Consider the following 21,651-nt stretch of genomic DNA (forward strand, 5'->3'; position numbering starts at 1 on the left):
CGGTGAGCGTGGTCACTCGGTGACCTCGCGCAGGTCGCCGCACGAGCTCTTCGCGTAGGCCAGCGCGTTCGCGGCGCCCTCGGTGCTCATCCGCAGCGTGATCCGGCCGGGCCTGCCGCCGAGGTGCAGCCCGACGATGAACGCCGTCGCGCCGCCCGACTCGGCGAAGGCGTGCGCGTCGCAGCGGGTCGGCTTGAGCGGCAGCTCGATGCGCTGCGGGCCGTCCTTCCCGTGCACGGTGACGTCCGGCCGCCAGACGTCGGTGCCGACGGGGGAGAGCACCGGCGTGCCCGAGACGGTGTCCAGGGTCAGGGCCGGACCGGCGGCCCCGGTCGGGGTGACGACGAGGGTCAGCGTGCTGTCCGAGCCCTCCTGCCCGTCCCACGGCACCGCGTCCGACCAGCGCAGGTCCGCGACCTTCGCGATCGCGAGCTCGAGGCAGCGCGAGGACGCGTACCGGCCGGCGACGTCGGTCGGATCCTGGACGCGGACGACCATCGGCCGGCCGCCCAGGACGACCTGGACCCGGCCGCGGCCCGACGCCTGGTCGCAGGCGGGCCGTGGCGGCAGGTAGATCGGGAAGCCGCGCTCGGACTGGGACGGGATCGGGCGGAGCCGGGTGCCGCGCAGCGGGGTGCGGAACCGCGGGTCGGAGTAGACGATGCGCCGAGGGCGGATCTGGTGTGCGGTGTCGTTGTCGATCCAGACCTCCATCCGCCCCGCGGCGGCGTCCCGGGACGACTGCCGCATGTCCGCGCGCAGCTTCCCGGTCGGCGGCGGGGGCGGCGGCAGGGCGATGGGGGTCAGCGTGCGGATCGACGGGCTCGGCTCCGGCGCACCGGCCGAGGTGTCGGCGTCGTTGCAGCCGGCGAGGAGCACGACGGCGGCGAGGGCCGCGGCGACCCTAGTCCTCATCCTTCACCAGGCCGATGGGCAGCACGACGAGCAGGCCCAGCAGGAGCGACGCGACGCAGGCGGCCGTGATCACGGCGTACGTGCGGTCGAGCACCACGTCGAAGATCAGCATCACCATGCCCGTGACGAGCAGCGCGACGCACGTGAGCACGACGTACACGATCCGGTGGGCGGACTCGACGACGCGCTCCTTGATGTGGTGGCCGGACAGCCGCCGGTGGATGGCGACCGGGCCCATCACCAGCGAGGTGGCCACCGCGGCCAGCAGCACCAGCACGAGGTACAGGCCGCTGTCGAAGTCGTCGAGGTCCTGGAACGACGGCTGGAACGGCAGCGTGAGCAGGAAGCCCGCGGTGAGCTGCGCCCCGGTCTGCATCACGCGCAGCTCCTGGAGCAGGTCGTTGAACTTCCGGTCGAGGCGCTCGTCCTCGGTCTCGTCGCGCCCGTCGGTTCCGTTGCTCACTGGGCCAGTCCCTCCACGACCTCGGCCCGGGGCAGCTCGGCGGCGAGCGCACCGGGGATCAACAGCTTCGACCGGCGTACCCCAGAGCCGATGACCGCAACCTCGATGTCCAGCACCCGGGGGTCCACGAGCAGCCGCCACCCCTCGGGCAGACCGACCGGCGTGATCCCGCCGTACTCCATGCCGGACTCCTCGACGGCCCGCTCCATGGACAGGAACGACGCCTTGCGGACGTCGAGCGTGCGCTTGACCAGGTTGTTGACGTCGGCGCGCGTGTCCGCGCGGACCAGGCAGGCGGCCACCCGCTCGGCGCCGTCGCGCCGGCCGGCCACCACGACGCAGTTCGCGCCGGTGTCCATGCCGAGGTCGTAGGCCGCCGCCAGCGCCGCCGTGTCGGCGATCGCCGGGTCGATCTCGATCACGCCGACCCGGTCGGCGCCGGGCCACGCCGCGAGCGCGGCGTGCACCGGCGGGGCGAGCAGGTCGGGACGGTCGAGCGCGGGGACGGTCTCGATCCGGCCGAGGCTGGGGGCGCCGGTGGGGGACGTCATGGCCGTCATCCTGTCACCTGGGGTTCATGTCGCTCCCGCATTCGCGCCACTCGACCCGCGTCTGCTGGACGCATGACACCGCTCGTCATCGCCCACCGCGGGGCGTCCGGCTACCGGCCGGAGCACACGCTCGCGTCGTACCGCCTTGCGATCGCGCTCGGCGCCGACTTCGTGGAGCCCGACCTCGTGGCGACGAGGGACGGGGTCCTCGTCGCCCGGCACGAGGCGGAGATCGGTGGCACCACGGACGTCGCCACCCGGCGGGAGTTCGCGGGCCGGCGGACCACCAAGGTGGTCGACGGTCGCGAGCTCACCGGCTGGTTCGTGGAGGACTTCACGCTGGCCGAGCTCAAGACACTGCGCGCGGTCGAGCGGCTGCCGGACCTGCGGCCCCGGAACACCCGGTACGACGGGCGCTACGAGGTGCCGACCTTCGACGAGGTCCTCACGCTCGTCGAGGCGGAGTCGCAGCGCCTGGGCCGGGCCATCGGGGTGTACCCGGAGACCAAGCACCCGTCGTACTTCGCGACGATCGGCCTGGCGCTGGAGGAGCCCCTGCTGGCGGCGCTCGCGGGGTGCGACCTGCCGGTGTTCGTCCAGTCCTTCGAGCCGGGCAACCTGCGGTGGCTGCGGTCGCGGACGTCGCGCCCGCTGGTGCAGCTGGTGAGCGCGACCGGCCGGGTCGACCTGGTGACCGGGACGGGCCTGCGGCGGGTGGCGGAGTACGCCGACGCGGTCGGTGTGGACAAGGAGCTGGTCTCGCCCGGCCTGGTCGCCGACGCGCACGCGGCCGGGCTGCAGGTCCACGCGTGGACCCTGCGCGACGAGACCGACTCGATCGAGGACACCCAGGCGCTGGTGGCTGCCGGGGTGGACGGCCTGTTCACCGACCACCCCGACACCACGCTCGAAGCCTGCCGGCTTCAGGCTCCTCAGACCTCCGGCATCAGGATCCACGCGGCCACGTAGGCCACCAGCGCGGCGCCGAAGCTGAACACCAGCGCCACGACCGCGAGCACGCGGACGAGCGCCACGTCGACGCCCAGGTAGTCGGCGACCCCGGAGCACACGCCGGCGACCATCCGGTCGTCGCGGCGGCGGACGAGGTTCTTCTGGCGCAGGTCGTTCATCGGATCTCCTCGGTGGGGTCGTTCGCTTCGGTGGGGGTGGCGGGCTCGACCCAGCCGGTCTGCCGGGTCGTCCAGCGGCGGCTGCCGGACATCGCGATCGCGACCAGCCCGCCCAGGCCGGCCAGCACCCAGGGCACGGGCAGCAGCCAACGGACGTCGCCGTCGCCGACCACGCCGGCCTGGATCAGGGCCCAGACGCCGACCATCGCGAGGAACGCGATGCCCATCACCAGGTGCCCGACGTTGACGGGGTGCCGTCCGGACTCGCGGTTCATCGGGTCACCTCGATCTCTCCGAGCTCGAGATCCAGCACCAGGTGGACCGTGGGCGCGTCCGGCGGGCCGACCAGCCGGTGGTCCTCGATGCCGCCGATGCCACCGTGCTGGTAGCGGAACAGCTTGATGCTGCCGGCCCCGTCGACGGTCGCGTCGATGTCGGCACTCAGCCCGGGCGGGAGTGTGATGTCGATCGTCCCCGCGCGGCCGTCGACGGCGACGGTGCGGCCGTCGAGCGCGGCCACGTCGGTGACCTGCGAGAGGTCGATGCGCTGCTCGCCGACGTCGAGCGAGTAGTGGGGGGCGACCTCGCTCGCGGTCAGGGGGGTCACGCTGACCGACTTGGCGTCGATCTGGTCCGCGGCCGTGGCGACGGCCAGGGCGAGCGCGGCGACCAAGCCGACCAGGATGATGCCGCCGGCCCGGCCGAAGAACGCGCCGACGAGGAGCATCGCGCCGCAGATCGCGACGGCCAGCGCGGGGTACGCCGGTCCCGCGACGTTCGCGCCGGCCAGGTCGATGATCCCCAGCACTCCTTCGCCGAGGGCGACCAGCGCGAGCGTGAACCAGAACAGGATCGGCCCGCGCTTGCGGGGGTTGGGTGGCTTCACGTAGCTCTGGAACGGCCGCACCGGCTGCGTGTAGTAGGGGGCGTAGGCGGGCTCGGTCGTCGGTGCGGACGCGGCCGGCTGTCCGGGCGGCGGCGGCACGACCGGGCCCGCCGGCGGCTGCGGGTTGTTGTTCCGCGTCAGCAGCCACAGCGCGACCAGGGCCACGACGGCCACCGGCCACGGGAACCAGAACGCGCCCCAGGAGTCGCCGACCAGCGCCAGCGCGGCGACCACGCCGACGATGATCAGCGCGACCGAGCGGGTGCGCTCGTCGAGGTGCAGCGGAGCGCGCTGGGCACCGTCCTCGGGGACGAGCAGCCAGCAGGCGCCGTACAGGATCAGTCCGGCTCCGCCGAAGAACACCAGCACCACGAACGCGACCCGCAGGATCAGCGGGTCGACGTCGAGGTGGCGGGCGAGCCCGCCCGCGACGCCCGCGACCTTGCGGTCGGTGCGGGAGCGGCGGAGGCGGCCCAGGTCGCGGACCTGGTCGCCGGTGACGCGTGGACCGTCTGCGGGAGGCGGGCCGGACGGTGCTTCGGGCGGAGAGGTGGTCATGGCACCAAGGTTGGTCCTCCGCGGCCCGCGAGACCATCGGGGACGCCCCTGATCCTGCACCGGGGAAAGGTCCCCGTCGTCAGGGTCCGACCGGGGTCCACCCTCATGGTGAGGGGCCTCTCGCTGTGTGACGATTGACCCACGATGAGCAGTCCCCACACCACCGCCGACGCGACGGTCCCGCTCGGCGGTCGGCGCGCCACGCGCGACACGCAGGAGCCGATCTTCGGGGGCGTCGCCTCCGGGCTCGCGCGACACCTGGCGGTGCCCGTGCTGTGGGTGCGGGCCGGGTTCGTGCTGGCGGCGTTCCTCGGCGGGATGGGCGTCCTGCTGTACGCCGCGCTGTGGTGGATGCTCCCGTCCGACTCGCACTTCGAGACCGGCGCGCCCGGCATCGAGAGCGCGACCCGCGGCGGGCGGCGCCCGGGCCGGATCCGCCGGCTCGGCGACATCGGCCCCGCGATCGCGCTGGCCGCGCTCGGCCTCGGCGCGATCCTGCTGCTCCAGGCCGTCCTCGGGCGCGGCGCGGTGTTCTGGCCGCTGCTGATCGGCATCGTCGGCATCGGGCTGCTCTGGCGGCAGGCCGACGAGGCCCAGCGTGAGCGCTGGCTGGACAGCACCGGCCGGATCGACCCGATGCGGGTCGTGTTCGGCCGGGGCGGCTGGGCGTCGTACGCGCGGGTCGCCGCCGGGGTGCTGCTGATCCTGGTGGCCCTGGTGCTCTACTCCGCGCACGGCGGCTCGGTGTCGATGGCGCGCGACGTGGCGGTCGCCGCGATCCTCACGGTCGTCGGGCTCGGCATCGTGATCGGTCCGTGGATCTACCGGCTGGCCTCGGACCTGACCGACGAGCGGGCCGAACGGGTGCGCACCCAGGAGCGGGCCGACGTCGCCGCGCACCTGCACGACTCGGTCCTCCAGACCCTCGCGCTGATCCAGAAGAACGCCGACGACGGTGCGACCGTCGCCCGTCTCGCGCGCGCCCAGGAGCGCGACCTCCGGTCGTGGCTGTACGCCGGCGAGGCGACCGACGAGCGCACGATCGCCAGCGCGCTGCGCGGCGTCGCGGCCCGGGTCGAGGACGAGTACGGCGTCTCGGTCGACGTCGTGACCGTCGGCGACTGCGGCCTGGACGAGTCCCTGCGGCCGCTCGTCAACGCGACCGGTGAGGCGGTCACGAACGCCGCCAAGCACGCGGGCAGCGGTCGCGTCGACGTCTACGCCGAGGTGACCAGGGGAGCGGTCGACGTGTTCGTCCGCGACCGGGGCCGCGGCTTCGACCCGGCGGCCGTGCCCGCCGACCGGTACGGCGTGCGCCGCAGCATCGTCGACCGGATGCAGCGTCACGGGGGCACGGCCGAGGTCCGGTCGGTGCCCGGCGAGGGGACCGAGGTGCGGCTGCACCTGTCCCGAGTCCAGGAGGAGAGTCATGAGTGAGCCGGTCAGCCCGGTCAGCATCGTGATCGTCGACGACCACGCCATGTTCCGGCGCGGCGTCCGCGCCGAGCTCGAGAGCGTGGGCCGCGGGATCGTGGACGTGCGGGCCGAGGCGGCCGACGTCGACGAGGCGATCGCCGCGGTCACCGCCGAGCGCCCGGCCGTCGTGCTGCTCGACGTGCACCTCCCCGGTGGCGGGGGAGTCGAGGTGATGCGGCGGGTGACCGCCGCGGGCGCCTCGCCGGAGACCCGCTACCTGGCGCTGTCGGTCAGCGACGCCGCCGAGGACGTGATCGGCACCATCCGCGGTGGTGCGCGCGGCTACGTCACCAAGACCATCACCGGCCCCGAGCTGGTGCAGGCCATCCAGCGGGTCGCCGAGGGCGACGCGGTGTTCTCGCCCCGGCTGGCAGGCTTCGTGCTGGACGCGTTCAGCGGCGCGATCGACGTCGCCGCGGTCGACGAGGACCTCGACCGCCTCACCGAGCGCGAGCGTGAGGTGATGCGGCTGATCGCCCGTGGCTACGCCTACAAGGAGGTGGCCAAGGAGCTGTTCATCTCGATCAAGACCGTCGAGACCCACATGTCCAGCGTGCTGCGCAAGCTCCAGCTGTCCTCGCGCCACGAGCTCACCCGCTGGGCGTCGGACCGCAGGCTGCTCTGAGCGAGACCGGGGTCTCGTTTCCGGCGGACCCGCAGGGGGCACCGACCACCCGTGACCGCGACCGACGCACGCCTCGACGAGACCGACACCGGCCTCAAGCGCTCCATCACCGGGACCCAGCTGTTCTTCTACACCGTGGGCGACGTCCTCGGCTCGGGCATCTACGTGCTCATCGGCCTGGTCGCCGCCGCCGTGGGCGGCGCGTTCTGGCTGGCCTTCGCGGTCGGCGTCGCGATCGCCACGATCACCGGCAGCGCGTACGCCGAGCTGGTCACCAAGTACCCGCGTGCCGCCGGCGCGGCGCTCTACGTCAACAAGGCGTTCGGCAGCACCGCCCTGGCCTTCCTCGTCACCGTCTCGTTCCTGTCCGCGAGCTTCGCGGCGGCGGGGTCCCTGGCCAGCGGGTTCGCGCAGTACTTCGCCGAGCTGTGGTCCGGCCCGCCCGCGCTGCTGGTGATGCTGCTGTTCGTCCTGGCGCTGACCGTCGTGAACTTCGTCGGCATCACCGAGTCGGTGGTCGTCAACATGCTGATGGCGTTCGTCGAGATCGCGGGCCTGGTGCTCATCGTCGTGACCGGCATCTGGTACGTCGCCGAGGGCCACGGCCGGTTCGGCAACCTGGTCGACTTCTCCACCGACGGCAACCCCGCGCTCGCCTTGCTGGCCGGAGTCGCGCTCTCGTTCTTCGCGATGACCGGCTTCGAGAACACCGCGAACGTCGCCGAGGAGACCGTCGACCCGCACCGCTCGTACCCCCGCGCGCTGATCGGCGGCATGGTCGTGGCGGGCACGGTGTACGTCCTGGTCTCGATCTCCGCCGCGCTCACCGTCGACACGGGCACGCTCGCGAACTCCGACGCGGCGCTGCTCGAGGTGGTCAAGGAGGGCATCCTGCCGCTGCCGACCGGCTTGATGACCACCCTCTTCGCGGTGATCGCGATGATCGCGATCACCAACACCACGCTGGTGGCCGTGGTCACCCAGCCGCGCATCCTCTACGGCATGGCCAACGAGGACGTCGTCCCCGCGGTCTTCAAGCGCCTGCACGCCGGCCGCCGCAGCCCCTGGGTCGGGCTGCTCTTCAGCGCGACCGTCGTCATCGCGCTGCTGGTCGTCGGGTCGCTGATCAGCCGCTCGGGCTCCGGGCTCGACCTGGTCGCGCGCCTGGCCACGGTCACGGTGCTCTTCCTGCTGTTCATCTACGCGCTGGTGATCGTCTCCGCGCTCAAGCTCCGCGGGCAGGACGAGGACGAGCGCACGTTCCACGCCAACACCCCGCTGCTCGTGGTCGGCCTGGTCGGCAACGTCGCCATCTTCGGCTGGTCCGTGTACGACGACCCGGTCTCGCTGCTGTGGTGCGCCGGGCTGCTCGGCGTCGGCGTGGTCCTGTTCCTCGTCGAGTACGCCGTCAAGCGGCGGCACCCGGCCCAGCAGGCCTGACCGGGTCGCCCTAGGCTTCGGTCATGGACTTCCTGCGGCACCTGCTCCTGGTCGTGCACATCCTCGGCTTCTCGGCGCTGCTCGGCGGCCTGCTCGTGCAGGCGCGCAGCCCGGAGAAGTCGGTCAACGCGCTGATGCGCGACGGCATCGGCACGGCGTTCGTCGCCGGCCTGGCCCTGGTCGGGGTCATCGAGGCCGGCGACGGGGACATCGACCACGCCAAGATCGCGGTCAAGGGCGTCGTGGCGCTGGTGATCCTGGTCCTGGTGATGGCCAACCTGCGAAAGCCCAGCATCTCCAAGGGGCTGTGGGCGCTGCTGCTCCTGCTGACCGTCGGCAACGTCTGCGTCGCGGTCTTCTGGACCTGAGTCCCGCCCACCCCCGGACCGATTATTTGAGGAACCGCCTCAGGTAGTACGCTCCGCCGCCGATCTGCCCTCTCGACAAGACCGAGGGAGGGCGTGACGGGTGGACGAGATCGACGAGATCGTCCAGGAGTTCCTCGTGGAGAGCCACGAGAACCTGGACCAGCTCGACCGGGACCTGGTGGAGCTCGAGCGTGAGCCCGACTCGCGGGACCTGCTCGGGAGCATCTTCCGCACGATTCACACGATCAAGGGCACCAGCGGCTTCCTGGCCTTCGGGAGCCTGGAGTCGGTGACCCACGTGGGCGAGAACCTGCTGGCCCGGCTCCGCGACGGCAAGATGTCGATGACGCCTCGGACCACCGACGCCCTGCTGGCGATGGTCGACACCGTGCGCGACCTGCTCGCCGCCATCGAGGCCGACGGCACCGAGGGCGACGTCGACGTCACCGTCGTGGTCGAGAAGATCACGGCCCTGCTCGACGGCGGGAGCGCGGAGGCGGGGGAGCCGGCCGTGGAGCCCCTCGAAGCGGTCGTGGAGACCGTCGAGCCGGTCGTGGAGACCGTCGAGCCGGAGACCGCGGCTGACCCCACGCCGGAGCCCGCGCCGGAGCCCGCGCCGGAGCCCGCCTCGCCCGCCTCGCCCGCCGCGCCGGTGGCCGAGGAGGAGCACGGTCCGCGGCGCACGATCGCGGAGTCCTCGATCCGGGTCGACGTGGAGCTGCTCGACACGCTCATGCGCCTGGTCGGCGAGCTCGTCCTCACCCGCAACCAGATCGTCCGCCAGGCCTCCGAGCAGGAGGGCGTCGAGCTGGCCCGCTCCGCGCAGCGGCTCAACCTGATCGCGACCGAGCTGCAGGAGGGGGTCATGAAGACCCGCATGCAGCCCATCGACCACCTCTGGTCCAAGCTGCCGCGGGTCGTCCGCGACCTCGGCGCGGCGTGCGGCAAGCAGGTCACGCTGACGATGGTCGGCCGCGAGACCGAGCTCGACCGGTCGCTGCTCGAGTCGGTCAAGGACCCGCTCACCCACCTGGTCCGCAACGCCGTCGACCACGGCCTGGAGGAGCCCGCGGTCCGGGCCGCGGCGGGCAAGCCCGCCGACGGCGTGCTGACCCTGCGGGCCTACCACCAGGGCGGCCAGGTCGTCGTCGAGGTCTGCGACGACGGCGCCGGCATCGACGTCGACAAGGTCGCCCAGAAGGCGCTCGACAAGGGCCTGCGGACCACGGCGCAGCTCGCGCAGATGTCGCCGAGCGACATCCTCCAGCTGATCTTCCTGCCGGGCTTCTCGACCGCTGCGGCGGTCACCAACGTCTCCGGCCGCGGGGTCGGCATGGACGTGGTCAAGACCAACATCGAGAGCATCGGCGGCACCATCGAGATCGACTCCGTCCTCGGGAAGGGCACCACCTGCCGGCTGCGCATCCCGCTGACCCTGGCGATCGTGCCCGCGCTCACCGTGGAGTGCGCCGGGGACCGCTACGCGATCCCGCAGGTCAGCCTGCTCGAGCTGGTCGCGCTGGACGCCGACCGCGCCGCGGCCGCGGTCGAGGACGTCAACGGCGCCCCGGTCTACCGCCTGCGTGGGGCCCTGCTCCCGCTGGTCCGGCTGGCGGACGTGCTCGGGGTCGAGTCCGACCGGTCCGACGGCCACGTGCTGATCGCGGTGCTCCAGGCCGAGGGCAAGCGGTTCGGCCTGGTGATCGACCGGGTGCTCAGCACCGAGGAGATCGTCGTCAAGCCGCTCGGCTCGCGCCTCAAGGCGCTGGGCACGTACTCCGGGGCCACGATCCTCGGCGACGGCCGGGTCGCGCTGATCCTCGACGTCCAGGCGCTCGCCCGGCGGGCGCTCACCGCGGAGGCGCTGGAGCGCGCCGCCGAGGTGGAGTCCGCGGACCGGCAGCAGCGTGCTGCCGAGTCCGAGCGGGTCCTGGTCGCGGGCATCGGCGGCGGTCGACGGGTGGCGATCCCGCTGTCCTCGGTCACCCGCCTGGAGAGCATCCCCACCTCGTCGGTGGAGGTCGTGGGCAGCCGCGAGGTCGTGCAGTACCGCGGCGCGATCCTGCCGCTGCTGCGGCTCGACCGGCACCTCGGTGCGGTCGGGGAGCGCGTCGCCGACGACCTGGTGGTCGTCGTCTACTCCGCGGGCTCGCGCAGCGTGGCGATCGTCGTCGACGAGATCGTCGACATCGTCGAGGAGGAGGCGCAGGTGCGCAGCGACATCGACGATCACGGCCTGCTCGGCTCGACCCTGATCCGGGACCGGATCGTCGAGGTCCTCGACGTCCGCGCGGCGATCCTCGCCGCCGACCCTGACTTCTACACGGCACCCGAGCTCACGCTCGGCGACGACCTCCAGGAGGCGGTGTGAGCAGCCGGATGGTGACCTTCACCCTCGACGGACGCCTGTACGGCGTGGACGTCGACGCGGTCCAGGAGGTGCTGCGCGGCCAGACGCGCACCCGCATCCCGCTGGCCCCCGGAACCCTCGCGGGCCTGATCAACCTCCGCGGTCAGGTGCTCAGCGCCGTCGACCTGCGGGTCCAGCTCGACCTGCCCGCGCGCGAGACCGACACCGAGCCGATGCTCGTGGTGATCCGGGTCGCCGGCGAGCCGGTCGCGCTCATGGTCGACACGATCGGCGCCGTCGTCGACGTCGACGTCGACCAGTTCGAGCCTCCGCCGGACACGCTGTCCGGCACTTCTCGGGAACTGCTGCTCGGCGCGTACAAGCTCGAAGGTGAGCTGTTGCTCGCGCTCGACGTGAGTCGCGCCGTGGCGGCCTGACCACCAGCCACCCACGGGGAGATCCCATGAAGTCAGCCATCACCTGGACCGTCAGCCGCCGGCTGGCCGCCATCGCCGCGATCGGCGGCGCCACCGTCGTGCTCGTGGGCGGCGTCGTCGTCAACGGCCTGAGCACGCTCGACGAGCACGCTCACCACACGAACGAGTACGCGGCAGCGGTGTCGATCATGCACCAGCTCGACACCCGGTCCAGCGAGCTGAAGGTCGACGGGCTCAAGGCCGTCGCCTACCAGGACAACCGCAAGATCCCGGCCGACGTCGTCGACGACCAGGGCAAGGTCGAGGACCTGCTGGCCCAGCTCGACGCGCTCGACCTCGGGGCGAGCTCGAGCGACCGGGCCGCCTTCCACGCGGCGTGGGCGACGTACGGCGACAAGATCGCGGCGTTCGTCGACGACGCGGTCGCCGACCGGAAGGCCGTGGCGAGCCGGGTCGAGGACGTCCAGGCGGCGAACGACGAGATGGACACGACGCTGTCGGCCGCCATCGACGACATCGCCACGAAGGCCGAGAACGAACGTGTGAACTTCAACAAGACCCGGGCCAGCGTCCGGACGCTCGTGCTCCTCGTCTCGGCGATCGGGCTGGTGGCGCTGGCCGCCCTCGCGTTCCTGATCGGCCGGTCCATCACCACCCCCCTGCGCAACAGCGTGCAGGTGCTGACCGCGTTCGCCGGCGGCGACCTGACCCGGCGCGCCGAGGAGCGCTCGACCGCCGAGCTCGGCCAGCTCGAGACCTCGCTGAACCAGTGCATCGACAACGTCGGCCAGATCATCGGCTCGGTCGCGGGCTCGGCGGACGCCGTGGCCGCGGCGGCAGAGGAGCTGTCCGCGTCCTCGCAGCAGATCGCCGCGGGTGCCGAGGAGACCTCGGTGCAGGCCGGCGTGGTGTCCGGTGCGGCCGAGGAGGTCTCCCGCAACGTGCAGACCGTGGCCGCCGGCTCGGAGCAGATGGGGTCGTCGATCCGGGAGATCGCGCACTCGGCGAACGAGGCGGCCAAGGTGGCCTCGCAGGCGGTGACCATGGTCGAGAGCACCAACGACACGGTGGCGAAGCTGGGCACCTCGAGCCAGGAGATCGGCAACGTCGTCAAGGTCATCACCTCGATCGCCGAGCAGACCAACCTGCTGGCGCTCAACGCGACCATCGAGGCGGCCCGCGCCGGCGAGGCCGGCAAGGGCTTCGCGGTCGTCGCGAACGAGGTCAAGGAGCTGGCCCAGGAGACCGCCCGGGCCACCGAGGACATCGCCCGGCGGGTCGAGGCGATCCAGGGCGACACCGGCGGTGCGGTCTCCGCGATCGGCGAGATCGCGGCGATCATCACCTCGATCAACGACTACCAGCTGACGATCGCGTCCGCCGTGGAGGAGCAGACCGCGACCACCAACGAGATGGCCCGCAACGTGTCCGAGGCGTCGACCGGCTCGGGTGAGATCGCGACCAACATCTCCGGCGTGGCCACGGCGGCCTCCACCACGACGCAGGCGGTCAACCAGACCCTCGCCGCGATCGGTGAGCTCGCCCGGATGTCGAGCGAGCTGCGCACCGAGGTGGGCCGGTTCCGCACGGCCGGCTGACCACCGACGGCCGAAAGCACGACCGGGGTTCGGCACGGGGCGCTACCGTCGTCCCGTGCCGTACTCCGTCCTCGGTGGACCCGCGCTGGGCTTCGACCTGGCCCGGTTGTCCGGTGGTGAACAGGTCGCCGGCGTCCTGCGCGCGGCGCTGGCGGCCACGCCCGACGAGCTCGCGCTGCTCGCCGCGCGACACCCCGGCCGCACCGTCTGGAACGACTGGTGGCAGGCCTGCGCGGACGCGTCCGTGGCCGATGCGTCCGTACCGCCCGACGAGGGCGACCTCGCCCTGCTGCGCCGCCTCGAGACCGGCATGCTCGGGGACGCCCACGCGCTCGACCGGCTGGTCCGCAGCGAGCTGCTCGACTGGACCTGGCTGCACGCCGGCCCGGTGGCGGTCCAGGACCCGGTCGCCGGCGACGCCGCCGACGTGCTGGTCGCGGCCGCCGCGGCCGGCTACCTGCGGGACCGGTTGCCCGCGGACCTGCGCCGAGCCATGGGCGCGCCGTTCGTCCGCGCCGGGCTCCCCGCTCCGGAGGGCACCGAGGCGTCGAGTGCCGACCCGGTCGGCGAGGTGCTGACGACGATCGCGTCCGCCGACGAGGATGCCCGCCGCCGGTGGCGGAGCGTCGTCGACGCCCTGCGGGTGCACACGGCGCAGTGGGCGCCGGCGATGCACCAGGCGACCTGGGCGCTCTCCCTCTCCGACCGGCTGCGCCTGGGTCTCGACGTCCACCTGGCCGGCGTCGTGGCGTTCCGCCGTGGGGGGTTCACGCCCCGCGACGCGGCGTACGGCGTGTGGAACGCGGTCGCGGGCGTCCTCCAGGCTCGCGTCGTCGGCGACCTGCTGCCGTCGGCGGAGGCCGACGTGCTGCTCCGGCCCTGGCGAGCGGTCCACGCCAGTCCGTCGGCCTGACTCCTCAAGTCGGCGGCCGCGCCGCCGATGGGAGATCTCGCCGGCCACCCGGGCCGGTCGAGAGACGTGAGGCCGCCGATGACCCGAATCCGCGTGCTCGTCGCGGACGACTCCGTCGTGATCCGCAAGATCGTGTCCGACCTCCTGGCACAGGATCCCGACATCGAGGTCGTCGGCACGGCGGTCAACGGGCGGGCCTGCCTGCAGAAGGTCGCCCACCTCCAGCCCGACGTGGTCACGATGGACGTCGAGATGCCGGAGATGGACGGCATCGAGGCGGTCCGCCGGCTGCGGGAGAGCGGCAGCCGGATCCCCGTCATCATGTTCAGCACGCTGACCGAGCGGGGCGCGAGCGCCACGCTCGACGCGCTCGCCGCCGGTGCGTCGGACTACGTGCCCAAGCCCGCGAACGTCGGCAGCGTCGGACGCTCCATGGAGCAGGTCCGCGACGCGTTGATCCCGCGGATCAAGTCGCTGGTGCCCCGGCCCGGGACCCCGACCGGCACCGGGACGCCGGTGGCTCCCGTGGCCTCGCCGCTCCGGCCGCCCGCCGCGCCGCCCGCCGGTGGCCACCGGCTGCTCGTGATCGGCAGCTCGACCGGCGGTCCCGACGCGCTCACCCGGCTGCTCGGCGACCTCCCGCGGCTGCCGGTGCCGATCGCGGTCGTCCAGCACATGCCCCCCGTGTTCACCCGGCAGTTCGCCGCCCGGCTGGACCGCCAGCTCGACGTCGACGTCGTCGAGGCGAGCCACGGCGAGCCGCTGCGTCCCGGCACGGTGACCATCGCCCCGGGCGACCACCACCTCGAGGTCGTGGCCACTGCCGGAGGGCTCGCCACGCGCCTGACCCAGGCACCGCCGGAGAACTACTGCCGCCCCGCGGTCGACGTGCTGTTCCGCAGCGCGGTGGGCGCCGTCGGGCTCGCGGTGCTCGCGGTCGTGCTCACCGGCATGGGCTCCGACGGCTGCAAGGGCGCGGCGACCATCGTCGACGCCGGAGGCAGCGTCCTCGTCCAGGACCAGGCGACGTCGGTCGTGTGGGGCATGCCCGGCGCGGTCGCCGGCGCCGGCCTCGCCGAGCAGGTCCTGCCCCTGGACCGGATCGCGCCGGCCGTGGTGCGGCGCCTCGCCGCCCCTCATCCCGTGGTCGCTGCGGCGGGGGTGCGGGCGTGAGCATCAGCACGACGTCCTTCACCTTCGTCCGGGAGCTCGTCCGCGCCGAGAGCGCGATCGTGCTCGAGCCGGGCAAGGAGTACCTCGTCGAGGCGCGGCTGGTGCCGCTGGCCCGTCGGGGCGGTCACGCCGGCGTCGACGCGTACGTCGCCGACCTGGCCGCCCGACGGAACCCCGCCGACCTCAAGCTGGTGGTCGAGGCGCTCACGACGAACGAGACCTCGTGGTTCCGCGACGGCGACCCGTTCACGGCGCTGCGCGAGTCGGTCTTCCCGGCGCTGGCGAGGAACCGCCCGAGCCGCACGATCCGCGTGTGGGCCGCCGCCTGCTCGAGCGGCCAGGAGCCGTACAGCATCCTGATGACCGCCCAGGACACCCCGGAGCTCGCGGGCTGGAAGATCGACATGCTCGCGACCGACCTCTCGCAGGAGATGCTCGACCGCGCCCGCGCCGGTCAGTACTCGCAGCTCGAGGTCAACCGCGGGCTGCCGGCGACCACGCTGGTCCGCCACTTCCGCCGGGACGGCCTCAACTGGAAGATCGACCCGGCGCTCGCCGCGCAGGTCCAGTTCCGCCAGCTGAACCTGGTGCGGCCGTTCCCCCCGATGGGCCGGTTCGACGTGGTGTTCCTGCGCAACGTGCTCATCTACTTCGACCTCGCGACCAAGCGAGACATCCTGCATCGGGTCCGCCAGGTGATGGCACCCGACGGCCACCTCTTCCTGGGGGCGGCGGAGATGACCATGGGCGTCGACGACGCCTGGGAACGAGTACCGGCCGGACGGTCGTCGGTGTACCGGATCAGAGAGGAACAACGCACATGCGTGCCTTGATCGTGGACGACTCGCGCGTGATGCGCCGGATCGTCGGGAAGCTTCTCGAGGAGGTCGGCTACGACGTCGTCGAGGCCGGCGACGGCGCGGAGGCCGTGGCCGTGCTCGAGGGGTCGGCCGAGCTGCCCGTGCTCGCCTGCGTGGACTGGAACATGCCGGTGATGGACGGCCTGACGTTCGTCGGCGAGGTCCGCCGCCGCCCCGAGTGGAGGAGCGTCACCCTGATGATGGTCACCACCGAGAGCGAGCAGGAGCAGATCGTGCGCGCGCTCGCCGCCGGGGCTCACGAGTACCTCATCAAGCCGTTCACCGGCGAGGCGCTCCTCGAGAAGCTCGACCTGCTCGGCCTGCTCCCCGCCCGGACCGGGAGCGGCGCATGACCACCGTCGTCGCCCCCGACGAGGGGCTCGTGCGGGCCGCCGTGGACCTGGTGTGGAGCACGATGCTGTTCGCGACCGTCGAGCCCTGGCCGAGCGGCCTGGACGCAGCCCTCGCGGACGGCGTGCGCGCCACCATCGAGCTGCAGGGCGACTGGAACGGCCGGCTCGCGCTGACCTGTCCCGCCGGCCTCGCCGGTGAGATCGCCGGCGCCATGATCGGCACGGCGGCGGCCGACCTGTCCGCCGAGGACGTGCACGACGCGCTCGGCGAGGTCGTCAACGTCGTCGGCGGCACCGTCAAGGGCGCCTTGGGCGGCGAGCTCGCCCTCGGCCTGCCCGACGTGCGCCCCTGTGCCGCCGACGAGGCCACCGACGAGGCCACCGACGGGGGCTTCGTCCTCGGGTGGAACGGCGCCCCCATCCACGTCCAGGTCCTCGCCGGCCGGCCCTGACCACCAGAACACCAACCGAGAACGGAAGAGCCCAGTCATGAAGATCGTGATCGCCGACGACAGCCGGGTCATGCGCCAGATCGTCAGCCGGACGCTCCGCCAGGCGGGGTTCGGCCACCACGACGTGGTGGAGGCCGAGGACGGCGCCGACGCGCTGTCCAAGGTCATGTCCGAGCGCCCGGACCTGGTGCTGTCCGACTGGAACATGCCCAACAAGACCGGCATCGAGCTGCTCCGCGACCTGCGCGGCAGCGGCAACGGCGTGCCGTTCGGCTTCGTGACGTCCGAGGGGTCGCCGGAGATGCGGCAGGTCGCCGAGGACGCCGGTGCGCTGTTCCTCATCGCCAAGCCGTTCACGCCCGAGGCCTTCGAGTCCGCCCTCGCCGGCGTGCTCGGCTGAGGCGGCCGCGATGAGCCTGCCGCACCGCAAGCAGATCAAGGACCTCTTCGAGGGCCTCCTCGGCCGCGACGTCGCCGTCGGCGACGGCTCCCCGGTGACGCTGGAGACCCCGCGGCCGGTCGTCGCGACGTACGTCGACGACGCGCACCGCCTGACCACCGTGGTGCTCATGGACCAGGCGCTGGCGGCGTACGCCGGGGCGGCGCTGGCCCTGGTGCCCAAGGGGGCGGCGGAGGACGCGATCGCCGACAAGATGCTGCCGCCGAACCTGTTCGAGAACAGCGCGGAGCTCCTCAACGTGCTCGCCGCCCCGATCGGGGAGGCGTCGGGGGTCCACCAGCGGCTCCTCGAGACCTACGCGCCGAGCGACTCGGTCCCGCCGCAGGTGGAGGCCCACGGCGCGACCCTCGGCGCCCGCGAGGACGTCGAGCTGGACATCGCCGGCTACGGGCGCGGCGCGCTGTCGGTGGTGGTCGTGGCCTGAGCCGCCGCATCGGGATCTCGGGCACCGTCGTCGGGGGTGGCCCCACGTAGGGTGGACGACGAGATGAGCAGCCCGATCCCGCTTCCCGGCCTCGAGTCCGTCGCACCCGAGGAGCCGCGCACGACGCGCCGCGGTCCGACCGCCGACGAGCTCCTCGAGGGACTCAACGACCCGCAGCGCGCGGCGGTCGTCCACGAGGGCGCCCCGCTGCTCGTCGTGGCCGGCGCCGGCTCCGGCAAGACCCGGGTGCTGACCCGCCGGATCGCCTGGCTGATCTCCGAGCGCGGTGCCCACCCCGGCTCGATCCTGGCGATCACCTTCACCAACAAGGCCGCGGCCGAGATGAAGGAGCGCGTCGAGGACCTGGTCGGGCGACGCGCGCGGATCATGTGGGTCTCGACGTTCCACTCGGCCTGCGTGCGGATCCTCCGCAAGGAGATCACGGCGTTCGACAAGCTCGGGCTCGGCTTCAAGTCGAACTTCTCCATCTACGACGCGGCCGACCAGAAGCGGCTGATGACGCTGGTCTGCAACGACCTCGACCTGGACCCGAAGCGCTACCAGCCCGGGGCGCTGCTGCACTGGGTGTCGAGCCAGAAGAACGAGCTCAAGGACCCCGAGGACGCCACCAAGGACGCCCGCAACCACCTCGAGGAGACCTACGCAGCGGCGTACACGACGTACCAGCGCCGGCTGCGCGAGGCCAACGCGCTGGACTTCGACGACCTGATCATGTTCACGGTCCACCTCTTCCAGCAGTTCCCGGAGGTCCGCGAGACCTACCGGCGCCGGTTCCGGCACGTGCTGGTCGACGAGTACCAGGACACCAACCACGCGCAGTACGCGCTGATCCACGAGCTGTGCGCCGACCCGCTCGAGGACCGCGGCTCGCCGATGGACGGCGAACGGGTGGCGCCGGCCGAGCTGATGGTCGTCGGCGACGCCGACCAGTCGATCTACGCGTTCCGCGGCGCCAACATCCGCAACATCCTCGACTTCGAGCAGGACTTCCCGAACGCCACCTCGATCCTGCTGGAGCAGAACTACCGCTCCACGCAGACGATCCTGAACGCCGCGAACTCCGTGATCGGCCACAACAAGGGCCGCAAGGAGAAGCGGCTGTGGTCCGACGCGGGGGAGGGCGAGCGGATCGTCGGGTACGTCGCCGACGACGAGCACGACGAGGCGCGCTTCGTCACCGAGGAGATCGACAAGCTCACCGACGCGAAGCAGTACCGGCCCGGCGACGTGGCGGTCTTCTACCGGACCAACGCACAGTCCCGGGTGTTCGAGGAGGTGTTCATCCGCCTCGGGATGCCGTACAAGGTCGTCGGCGGGGTCCGCTTCTACGAGCGGCGCGAGGTCCGGGACGCGCTGGCGTACCTCCGGATGCTGGTCAACCCGGCCGACCAGGTGTCGCTGCGGCGGATCCTGAACACCCCGAAGCGCGGCATCGGTGACCGGGCGGTCGCCTGCGTCAACGCGCTCGCCGAGCGCGAGCGGATCACGTTCTGGGAGGCGCTGCGCCGGGCCGACGAGGCGCCCGGGCTGGCCACCCGCTCGCTCACCCAGATCCAGGGCTTCGTGGCGATGGTGGAGGAGCTCCAGTCGATGGTCGACGGCGGGGAGCGTCCCGACGTGATCCTGGAGACGACGCTGGCCCGGTCCGGCTACCTCACCGCGCTCGAGGAGAGCGACGACCCCCAGGACGAGACCCGGCTGGAGAACCTCGCCGAGCTCGTGGCGGTCGCGCGCGAGTTCGCGGACGACCCGCAGGCCGGGCCGTCCGCCGACCCGGCCGATGTCGAGGCCGGCACCGTCGCCCCCGGGCTCGGCGACTTCCTGGAGCGGGTCGCGCTGGTCGCGGACGCCGACCAGATCCCCGACGACGACCCGGACGACTCGGGTGTGGTCACGCTGATGACGCTGCACACCGCCAAGGGCCTGGAGTTCCCCGTCGTGTTCCTGACCGGCCTCGAGGACGGCGTGTTCCCGCACGCCCGGGCGCTGGGGGACCAGCCCGAGCTGGAGGAGGAGCGCCGGCTGGCGTACGTCGGCGTCACCCGGGCCCGCGAGCGCCTCTACCTGTCCCGCGCGGTGGTCCGCTCCGCCTGGGGCGCCCCGTCGCACAACCCGGGCTCGCGCTTCCTCGACGAGATGCCGGTCGACCTGGTCGACTGGCGGCGCACCGAGGCCGCCCAGACCCGGTGGTCGCGCCCCGACCTGTCCGGCGGCCAGCGGTTCGGTGAGCCGACCGCGGCCGGGCGCCGCAACTTCTCCGCGGCCGCGGTGCGCGCGGACGCCGCCGCGCGGGCCAAGCCCGCCCGCGCGATCCCGAGCCTCGAGCCGGGGGACCGGGTGCTGCACGACTCGTTCGGCATGGGGACCGTGGTCGCGCTGGAGGGCGTCGCCGAGAAGACGGTCGCCTCGATCGACTTCGGCTCGGAGGGCGTGAAGCGGCTGCTGCTGCGCTACGCGCCCGTGGAGAAGCTCTGACGCCGTTGGTCGAGCCTGTCGAGACCCCGGGAACTGTCCCGCTTGCTGTAGGCGCTCGTCTCACCGGGTCTCGACACGCCGGTCGCGGCTTCGTTCCTCAGCCGCGCGGCTCGCTCGACCACCATCAGCGAGTCCGCTGACGCGTCCTCGCTACGGCTGGAGGCCGTGGACGACCAGCGCGGCGTACGGGTCGACCGGGTCGCCCGCGCCGGGCCGGACCTCGAGGTGGAGGTGCGGGCCGGTCACGTTGCCGGTGGAGCCGACGTAGCCGATCAGGTCGCCGGCGTGGACCTCCTGGCCCACGTCGACGGCGTAGGAGTTCTGGTGGCAGAACCAGAGCTCGGTGCCGTCGTCGAGCGTGATCACGGTCTTGTTGCCGTACGCGCCGTCGTACCCGACCGAGGTGACGACGCCGTTGGCGACCGCGTGGATGGGCGTCCCGGTGGGCGCCGCGAAGTCGAGACCGGTGTGGTAGTGCGACCACAGGCCGGAGTACTCGCCGAAGCCGGCGGTCAGGTGGTAGGCGCCCGGGTCGACCGGCAGCACCCACTGGTTGAGGCGCAGCTTCGCCGCCTGCTGCTCGGCCTGCTGGGCGAACTTCGCCAGCGCGGCGTCGCGCTGCTTGAGCTGGCTCTCCGCCTGGTCGACCAGCTTGGCGTCGGCGGCGTCCGCGAGAGCGTCGCGGCGGGAGTCGCGGGAGACCGTGTCGCGGTCGAGGAGGCTGACGCGGGACACGTCGCTGGCGCCGCTGAGGGCGCTGGCCTGGCTGAACCGAGTGCCGTCGTCGCCGAGGCTGCCGCCCGCGGCCGTCAGCGCCCCGCCCGCGGAGATCGCGAGCGCCGCGACGCCGAGCAGCACCGGCGGCGACGGGAGGCCCCGGAACAGGGGTCCGCGCGAGGACGAGTGGCGGCTGGCGACACGCTTGCCGCCGCTGCTCCGGGGAGTGGTCGGCACGGACTTGCCGGGGCTGGCGGCCCGGCGCTTCCCGGCCACGACGGCCGCGGGGGCGACCGGGGTCGGGAGGTCCGAGGGACGGCGGCCGGGGCCGCGGCGATCCGCTCGGTGGTTACCCATGAATATGACTCTCCGCTGCTCGGGGGTTCAGACGGCGAGGCATGACTGTAACGGACTGATCACGGCCTCGGGGAATTGATCGGCTGTTCAATGGGTATTTCTTGAGGCTCCCGCCGCTCGGGGTGGTGCTTCTCACGCGTCGGCTAGCCTGCGCCCCATGACACACGGCACGACGGCGGGCACCCCGACGCGACGGATCCGGATCGTGGTCGGCAAGCCCGGCCTCGACGGTCACGACCGGGGCGCCAAGATCGTCGCCCGCGCCCTGCGCGACGCCGGCCACGAAGTGGTCTACACCGGGCTGCACCAGACGCCCGAGCAGATCGTCGAGACCGCGATCCAGGAGGACGCCGACCTGATCGGCCTGTCGGTGCTCTCCGGTGCCCACATGACGCTGTTCAAGCGGCTGGTCGAGCTGCTCGCGGAGCGCGACGCCTCCGACATCGTGGTGTTCGGCGGCGGCATCATCCCCGACGAGGACATCCCGCTCCTGGAGGAGATCGGGGTCGCGAAGGTGTTCACGCCGGGTGCGCCCACCACCGAGATCACCGGGTGGGTCGCGGCGCACTTCGCGGAGTAGCGACGCTCAAACCCCGCCGGGGGGTGCCCCACGTCACGTCCACCCGCCCTCGTCGTAGGACGAGGGCAG

Annotated in this window: 24 protein-coding genes; 17 read left to right on the top strand and 7 right to left on the bottom strand. The window is 72.6% G+C overall.

Annotated features, from left to right (window positions below):
• Positions 1-12: 12 nt before the first annotated feature.
• Genes ABD086_RS05940 through ABD086_RS05950 form a run of 3 tightly spaced genes read right to left on the bottom strand, consistent with a single transcriptional unit; the run spans position 13 to position 1,929 of the window.
• Positions 13-915 carry a hypothetical protein gene (locus ABD086_RS05940; protein ID WP_343906532.1) on the bottom strand — a complete coding sequence of 301 codons (903 nt, stop codon included), beginning with the start codon at positions 913-915 and terminating at the stop codon, positions 13-15.
• Positions 905-1,378: a DUF6328 family protein gene (locus ABD086_RS05945; protein ID WP_343906534.1), complete on the bottom strand. Its 474-nt coding sequence runs from the start codon at positions 1,376-1,378 to the stop codon at positions 905-907. The genes ABD086_RS05940 and ABD086_RS05945 overlap by 11 nt, the downstream gene beginning before the upstream one ends.
• Entirely contained in the window at positions 1,375-1,929 is a 555-nt protein-coding gene (locus ABD086_RS05950; protein ID WP_343906536.1) for a YbaK/EbsC family protein, read from the bottom strand. Before ABD086_RS05950 ends, ABD086_RS05945 begins: the two co-directional genes overlap by 4 nt.
• Positions 1,930-2,001: 72 nt before the next feature.
• Here ABD086_RS05950 and ABD086_RS05955 point away from each other — a divergent pair, with 72 nt between their 5' ends.
• Positions 2,002-2,898, top strand: a complete 897-nt coding sequence (locus ABD086_RS05955; RefSeq protein WP_343906537.1) for a glycerophosphodiester phosphodiesterase family protein — start codon at positions 2,002-2,004, stop codon at positions 2,896-2,898.
• Here ABD086_RS05955 and ABD086_RS05960 read toward each other — a convergent pair.
• From ABD086_RS05960 to ABD086_RS05970, 3 genes are read right to left on the bottom strand one after another with little or no spacing between them, the layout of a single operon-like run.
• Positions 2,862-3,059 (bottom strand): PspC domain-containing protein, encoded by a 198-nt coding sequence (locus ABD086_RS05960; protein ID WP_343906539.1) that lies wholly within the window; start codon positions 3,057-3,059, stop codon positions 2,862-2,864. The genes ABD086_RS05955 and ABD086_RS05960 overlap by 37 nt on opposite strands.
• Positions 3,056-3,334 (bottom strand): hypothetical protein, encoded by a 279-nt coding sequence (locus ABD086_RS05965; protein WP_343906541.1) that lies wholly within the window; start codon positions 3,332-3,334, stop codon positions 3,056-3,058. The genes ABD086_RS05960 and ABD086_RS05965 overlap by 4 nt, the downstream gene beginning before the upstream one ends.
• The gene (locus ABD086_RS05970) at positions 3,331-4,503 is read right to left on the bottom strand and encodes a PspC domain-containing protein (RefSeq protein WP_343906543.1); all 1,173 of its coding nucleotides are present in this window, start codon (positions 4,501-4,503) and stop codon (positions 3,331-3,333) included. The genes ABD086_RS05965 and ABD086_RS05970 overlap by 4 nt, the downstream gene beginning before the upstream one ends.
• 144 nt (positions 4,504-4,647) lie before the next feature.
• On the opposite strand from ABD086_RS05970, the gene ABD086_RS05975 reads away from it, so the two are divergent.
• From ABD086_RS05975 to pcrA, 15 genes are all read left to right on the top strand, one after another.
• On the top strand, positions 4,648-5,940 hold the full coding sequence (locus ABD086_RS05975; RefSeq protein ID WP_343906545.1) for an ATP-binding protein: 1,293 nt from the start codon (positions 4,648-4,650) through the stop codon (positions 5,938-5,940).
• Positions 5,933-6,604 carry a LuxR C-terminal-related transcriptional regulator gene (locus tag ABD086_RS05980; RefSeq protein ID WP_343906546.1) on the top strand — a complete coding sequence of 224 codons (672 nt, stop codon included), beginning with the start codon at positions 5,933-5,935 and terminating at the stop codon, positions 6,602-6,604. Before ABD086_RS05975 ends, ABD086_RS05980 begins: the two co-directional genes overlap by 8 nt.
• A 51-nt stretch (positions 6,605-6,655) precedes the next feature.
• Entirely contained in the window at positions 6,656-8,044 is a 1,389-nt protein-coding gene (locus tag ABD086_RS05985; protein ID WP_343906547.1) for an APC family permease, read from the top strand.
• A gap of 23 nt (positions 8,045-8,067) precedes the next feature.
• Positions 8,068-8,412: a hypothetical protein gene (locus ABD086_RS05990; protein ID WP_343906548.1), complete on the top strand. Its 345-nt coding sequence runs from the start codon at positions 8,068-8,070 to the stop codon at positions 8,410-8,412.
• A 100-nt stretch (positions 8,413-8,512) separates the two neighbouring features.
• Complete coding sequence (locus tag ABD086_RS05995) at positions 8,513-10,783, top strand: chemotaxis protein CheW (RefSeq protein ID WP_343906550.1); 2,271 nt, start codon at positions 8,513-8,515, stop codon at positions 10,781-10,783.
• Entirely contained in the window at positions 10,780-11,199 is a 420-nt protein-coding gene (locus ABD086_RS06000) for a chemotaxis protein CheW (RefSeq protein WP_343906552.1), read from the top strand. Before ABD086_RS05995 ends, ABD086_RS06000 begins: the two co-directional genes overlap by 4 nt.
• A 26-nt stretch (positions 11,200-11,225) precedes the next feature.
• The gene (locus ABD086_RS06005; protein WP_343906554.1) at positions 11,226-12,797 is read left to right on the top strand and encodes a methyl-accepting chemotaxis protein; all 1,572 of its coding nucleotides are present in this window, start codon (positions 11,226-11,228) and stop codon (positions 12,795-12,797) included.
• Between the two features lie 55 nt (positions 12,798-12,852).
• Positions 12,853-13,710, top strand: a complete 858-nt coding sequence (locus tag ABD086_RS06010; RefSeq protein ID WP_343906555.1) for a hypothetical protein — start codon at positions 12,853-12,855, stop codon at positions 13,708-13,710.
• Between the two features lie 78 nt (positions 13,711-13,788).
• The gene (locus tag ABD086_RS06015) at positions 13,789-14,883 is read left to right on the top strand and encodes a protein-glutamate methylesterase/protein-glutamine glutaminase (RefSeq protein ID WP_343906557.1); all 1,095 of its coding nucleotides are present in this window, start codon (positions 13,789-13,791) and stop codon (positions 14,881-14,883) included.
• Positions 14,880-15,716 (top strand): CheR family methyltransferase, encoded by an 837-nt coding sequence (locus tag ABD086_RS06020; protein WP_343906559.1) that lies wholly within the window; start codon positions 14,880-14,882, stop codon positions 15,714-15,716. The genes ABD086_RS06015 and ABD086_RS06020 overlap by 4 nt, the downstream gene beginning before the upstream one ends.
• Positions 15,704-16,096: a response regulator gene (locus tag ABD086_RS06025; RefSeq protein WP_343906560.1), complete on the top strand. Its 393-nt coding sequence runs from the start codon at positions 15,704-15,706 to the stop codon at positions 16,094-16,096. The genes ABD086_RS06020 and ABD086_RS06025 overlap by 13 nt, the downstream gene beginning before the upstream one ends.
• Positions 16,093-16,548, top strand: a complete 456-nt coding sequence (locus ABD086_RS06030; RefSeq protein ID WP_343906562.1) for a chemotaxis protein CheX — start codon at positions 16,093-16,095, stop codon at positions 16,546-16,548. Before ABD086_RS06025 ends, ABD086_RS06030 begins: the two co-directional genes overlap by 4 nt.
• Positions 16,549-16,585: 37 nt before the next feature.
• Complete coding sequence (locus tag ABD086_RS06035) at positions 16,586-16,948, top strand: response regulator (protein WP_343906564.1); 363 nt, start codon at positions 16,586-16,588, stop codon at positions 16,946-16,948.
• A 10-nt stretch (positions 16,949-16,958) separates the two neighbouring features.
• Positions 16,959-17,432, top strand: coding sequence for a hypothetical protein (locus ABD086_RS06040; RefSeq protein ID WP_343906566.1), 474 nt, complete (start codon positions 16,959-16,961; stop codon positions 17,430-17,432).
• Between the two features lie 63 nt (positions 17,433-17,495).
• A complete protein-coding gene (gene pcrA / locus ABD086_RS06045) occupies positions 17,496-19,928 on the top strand; it encodes a DNA helicase PcrA (RefSeq protein ID WP_343906567.1) in 2,433 nt (810 codons plus the stop codon).
• 150 nt (positions 19,929-20,078) lie between these two features.
• Here pcrA and ABD086_RS06050 read toward each other — a convergent pair whose 3' ends face one another.
• Complete coding sequence (locus ABD086_RS06050; protein ID WP_343906569.1) at positions 20,079-21,002, bottom strand: M23 family metallopeptidase; 924 nt, start codon at positions 21,000-21,002, stop codon at positions 20,079-20,081.
• A gap of 157 nt (positions 21,003-21,159) precedes the next feature.
• Here ABD086_RS06050 and icmB point away from each other — a divergent pair, with 157 nt between their 5' ends.
• Entirely contained in the window at positions 21,160-21,582 is a 423-nt protein-coding gene (gene icmB, locus ABD086_RS06055; RefSeq protein WP_343906571.1) for a coenzyme B12-dependent isobutyryl CoA mutase small subunit, read from the top strand.
• Positions 21,583-21,651 lie beyond the last annotated feature (69 nt).

The sequence above is a fragment of the Nocardioides aquiterrae genome (assembly GCF_039526625.1).
GTDB lineage: Bacteria > Actinomycetota > Actinomycetes > Propionibacteriales > Nocardioidaceae > Nocardioides > Nocardioides aquiterrae.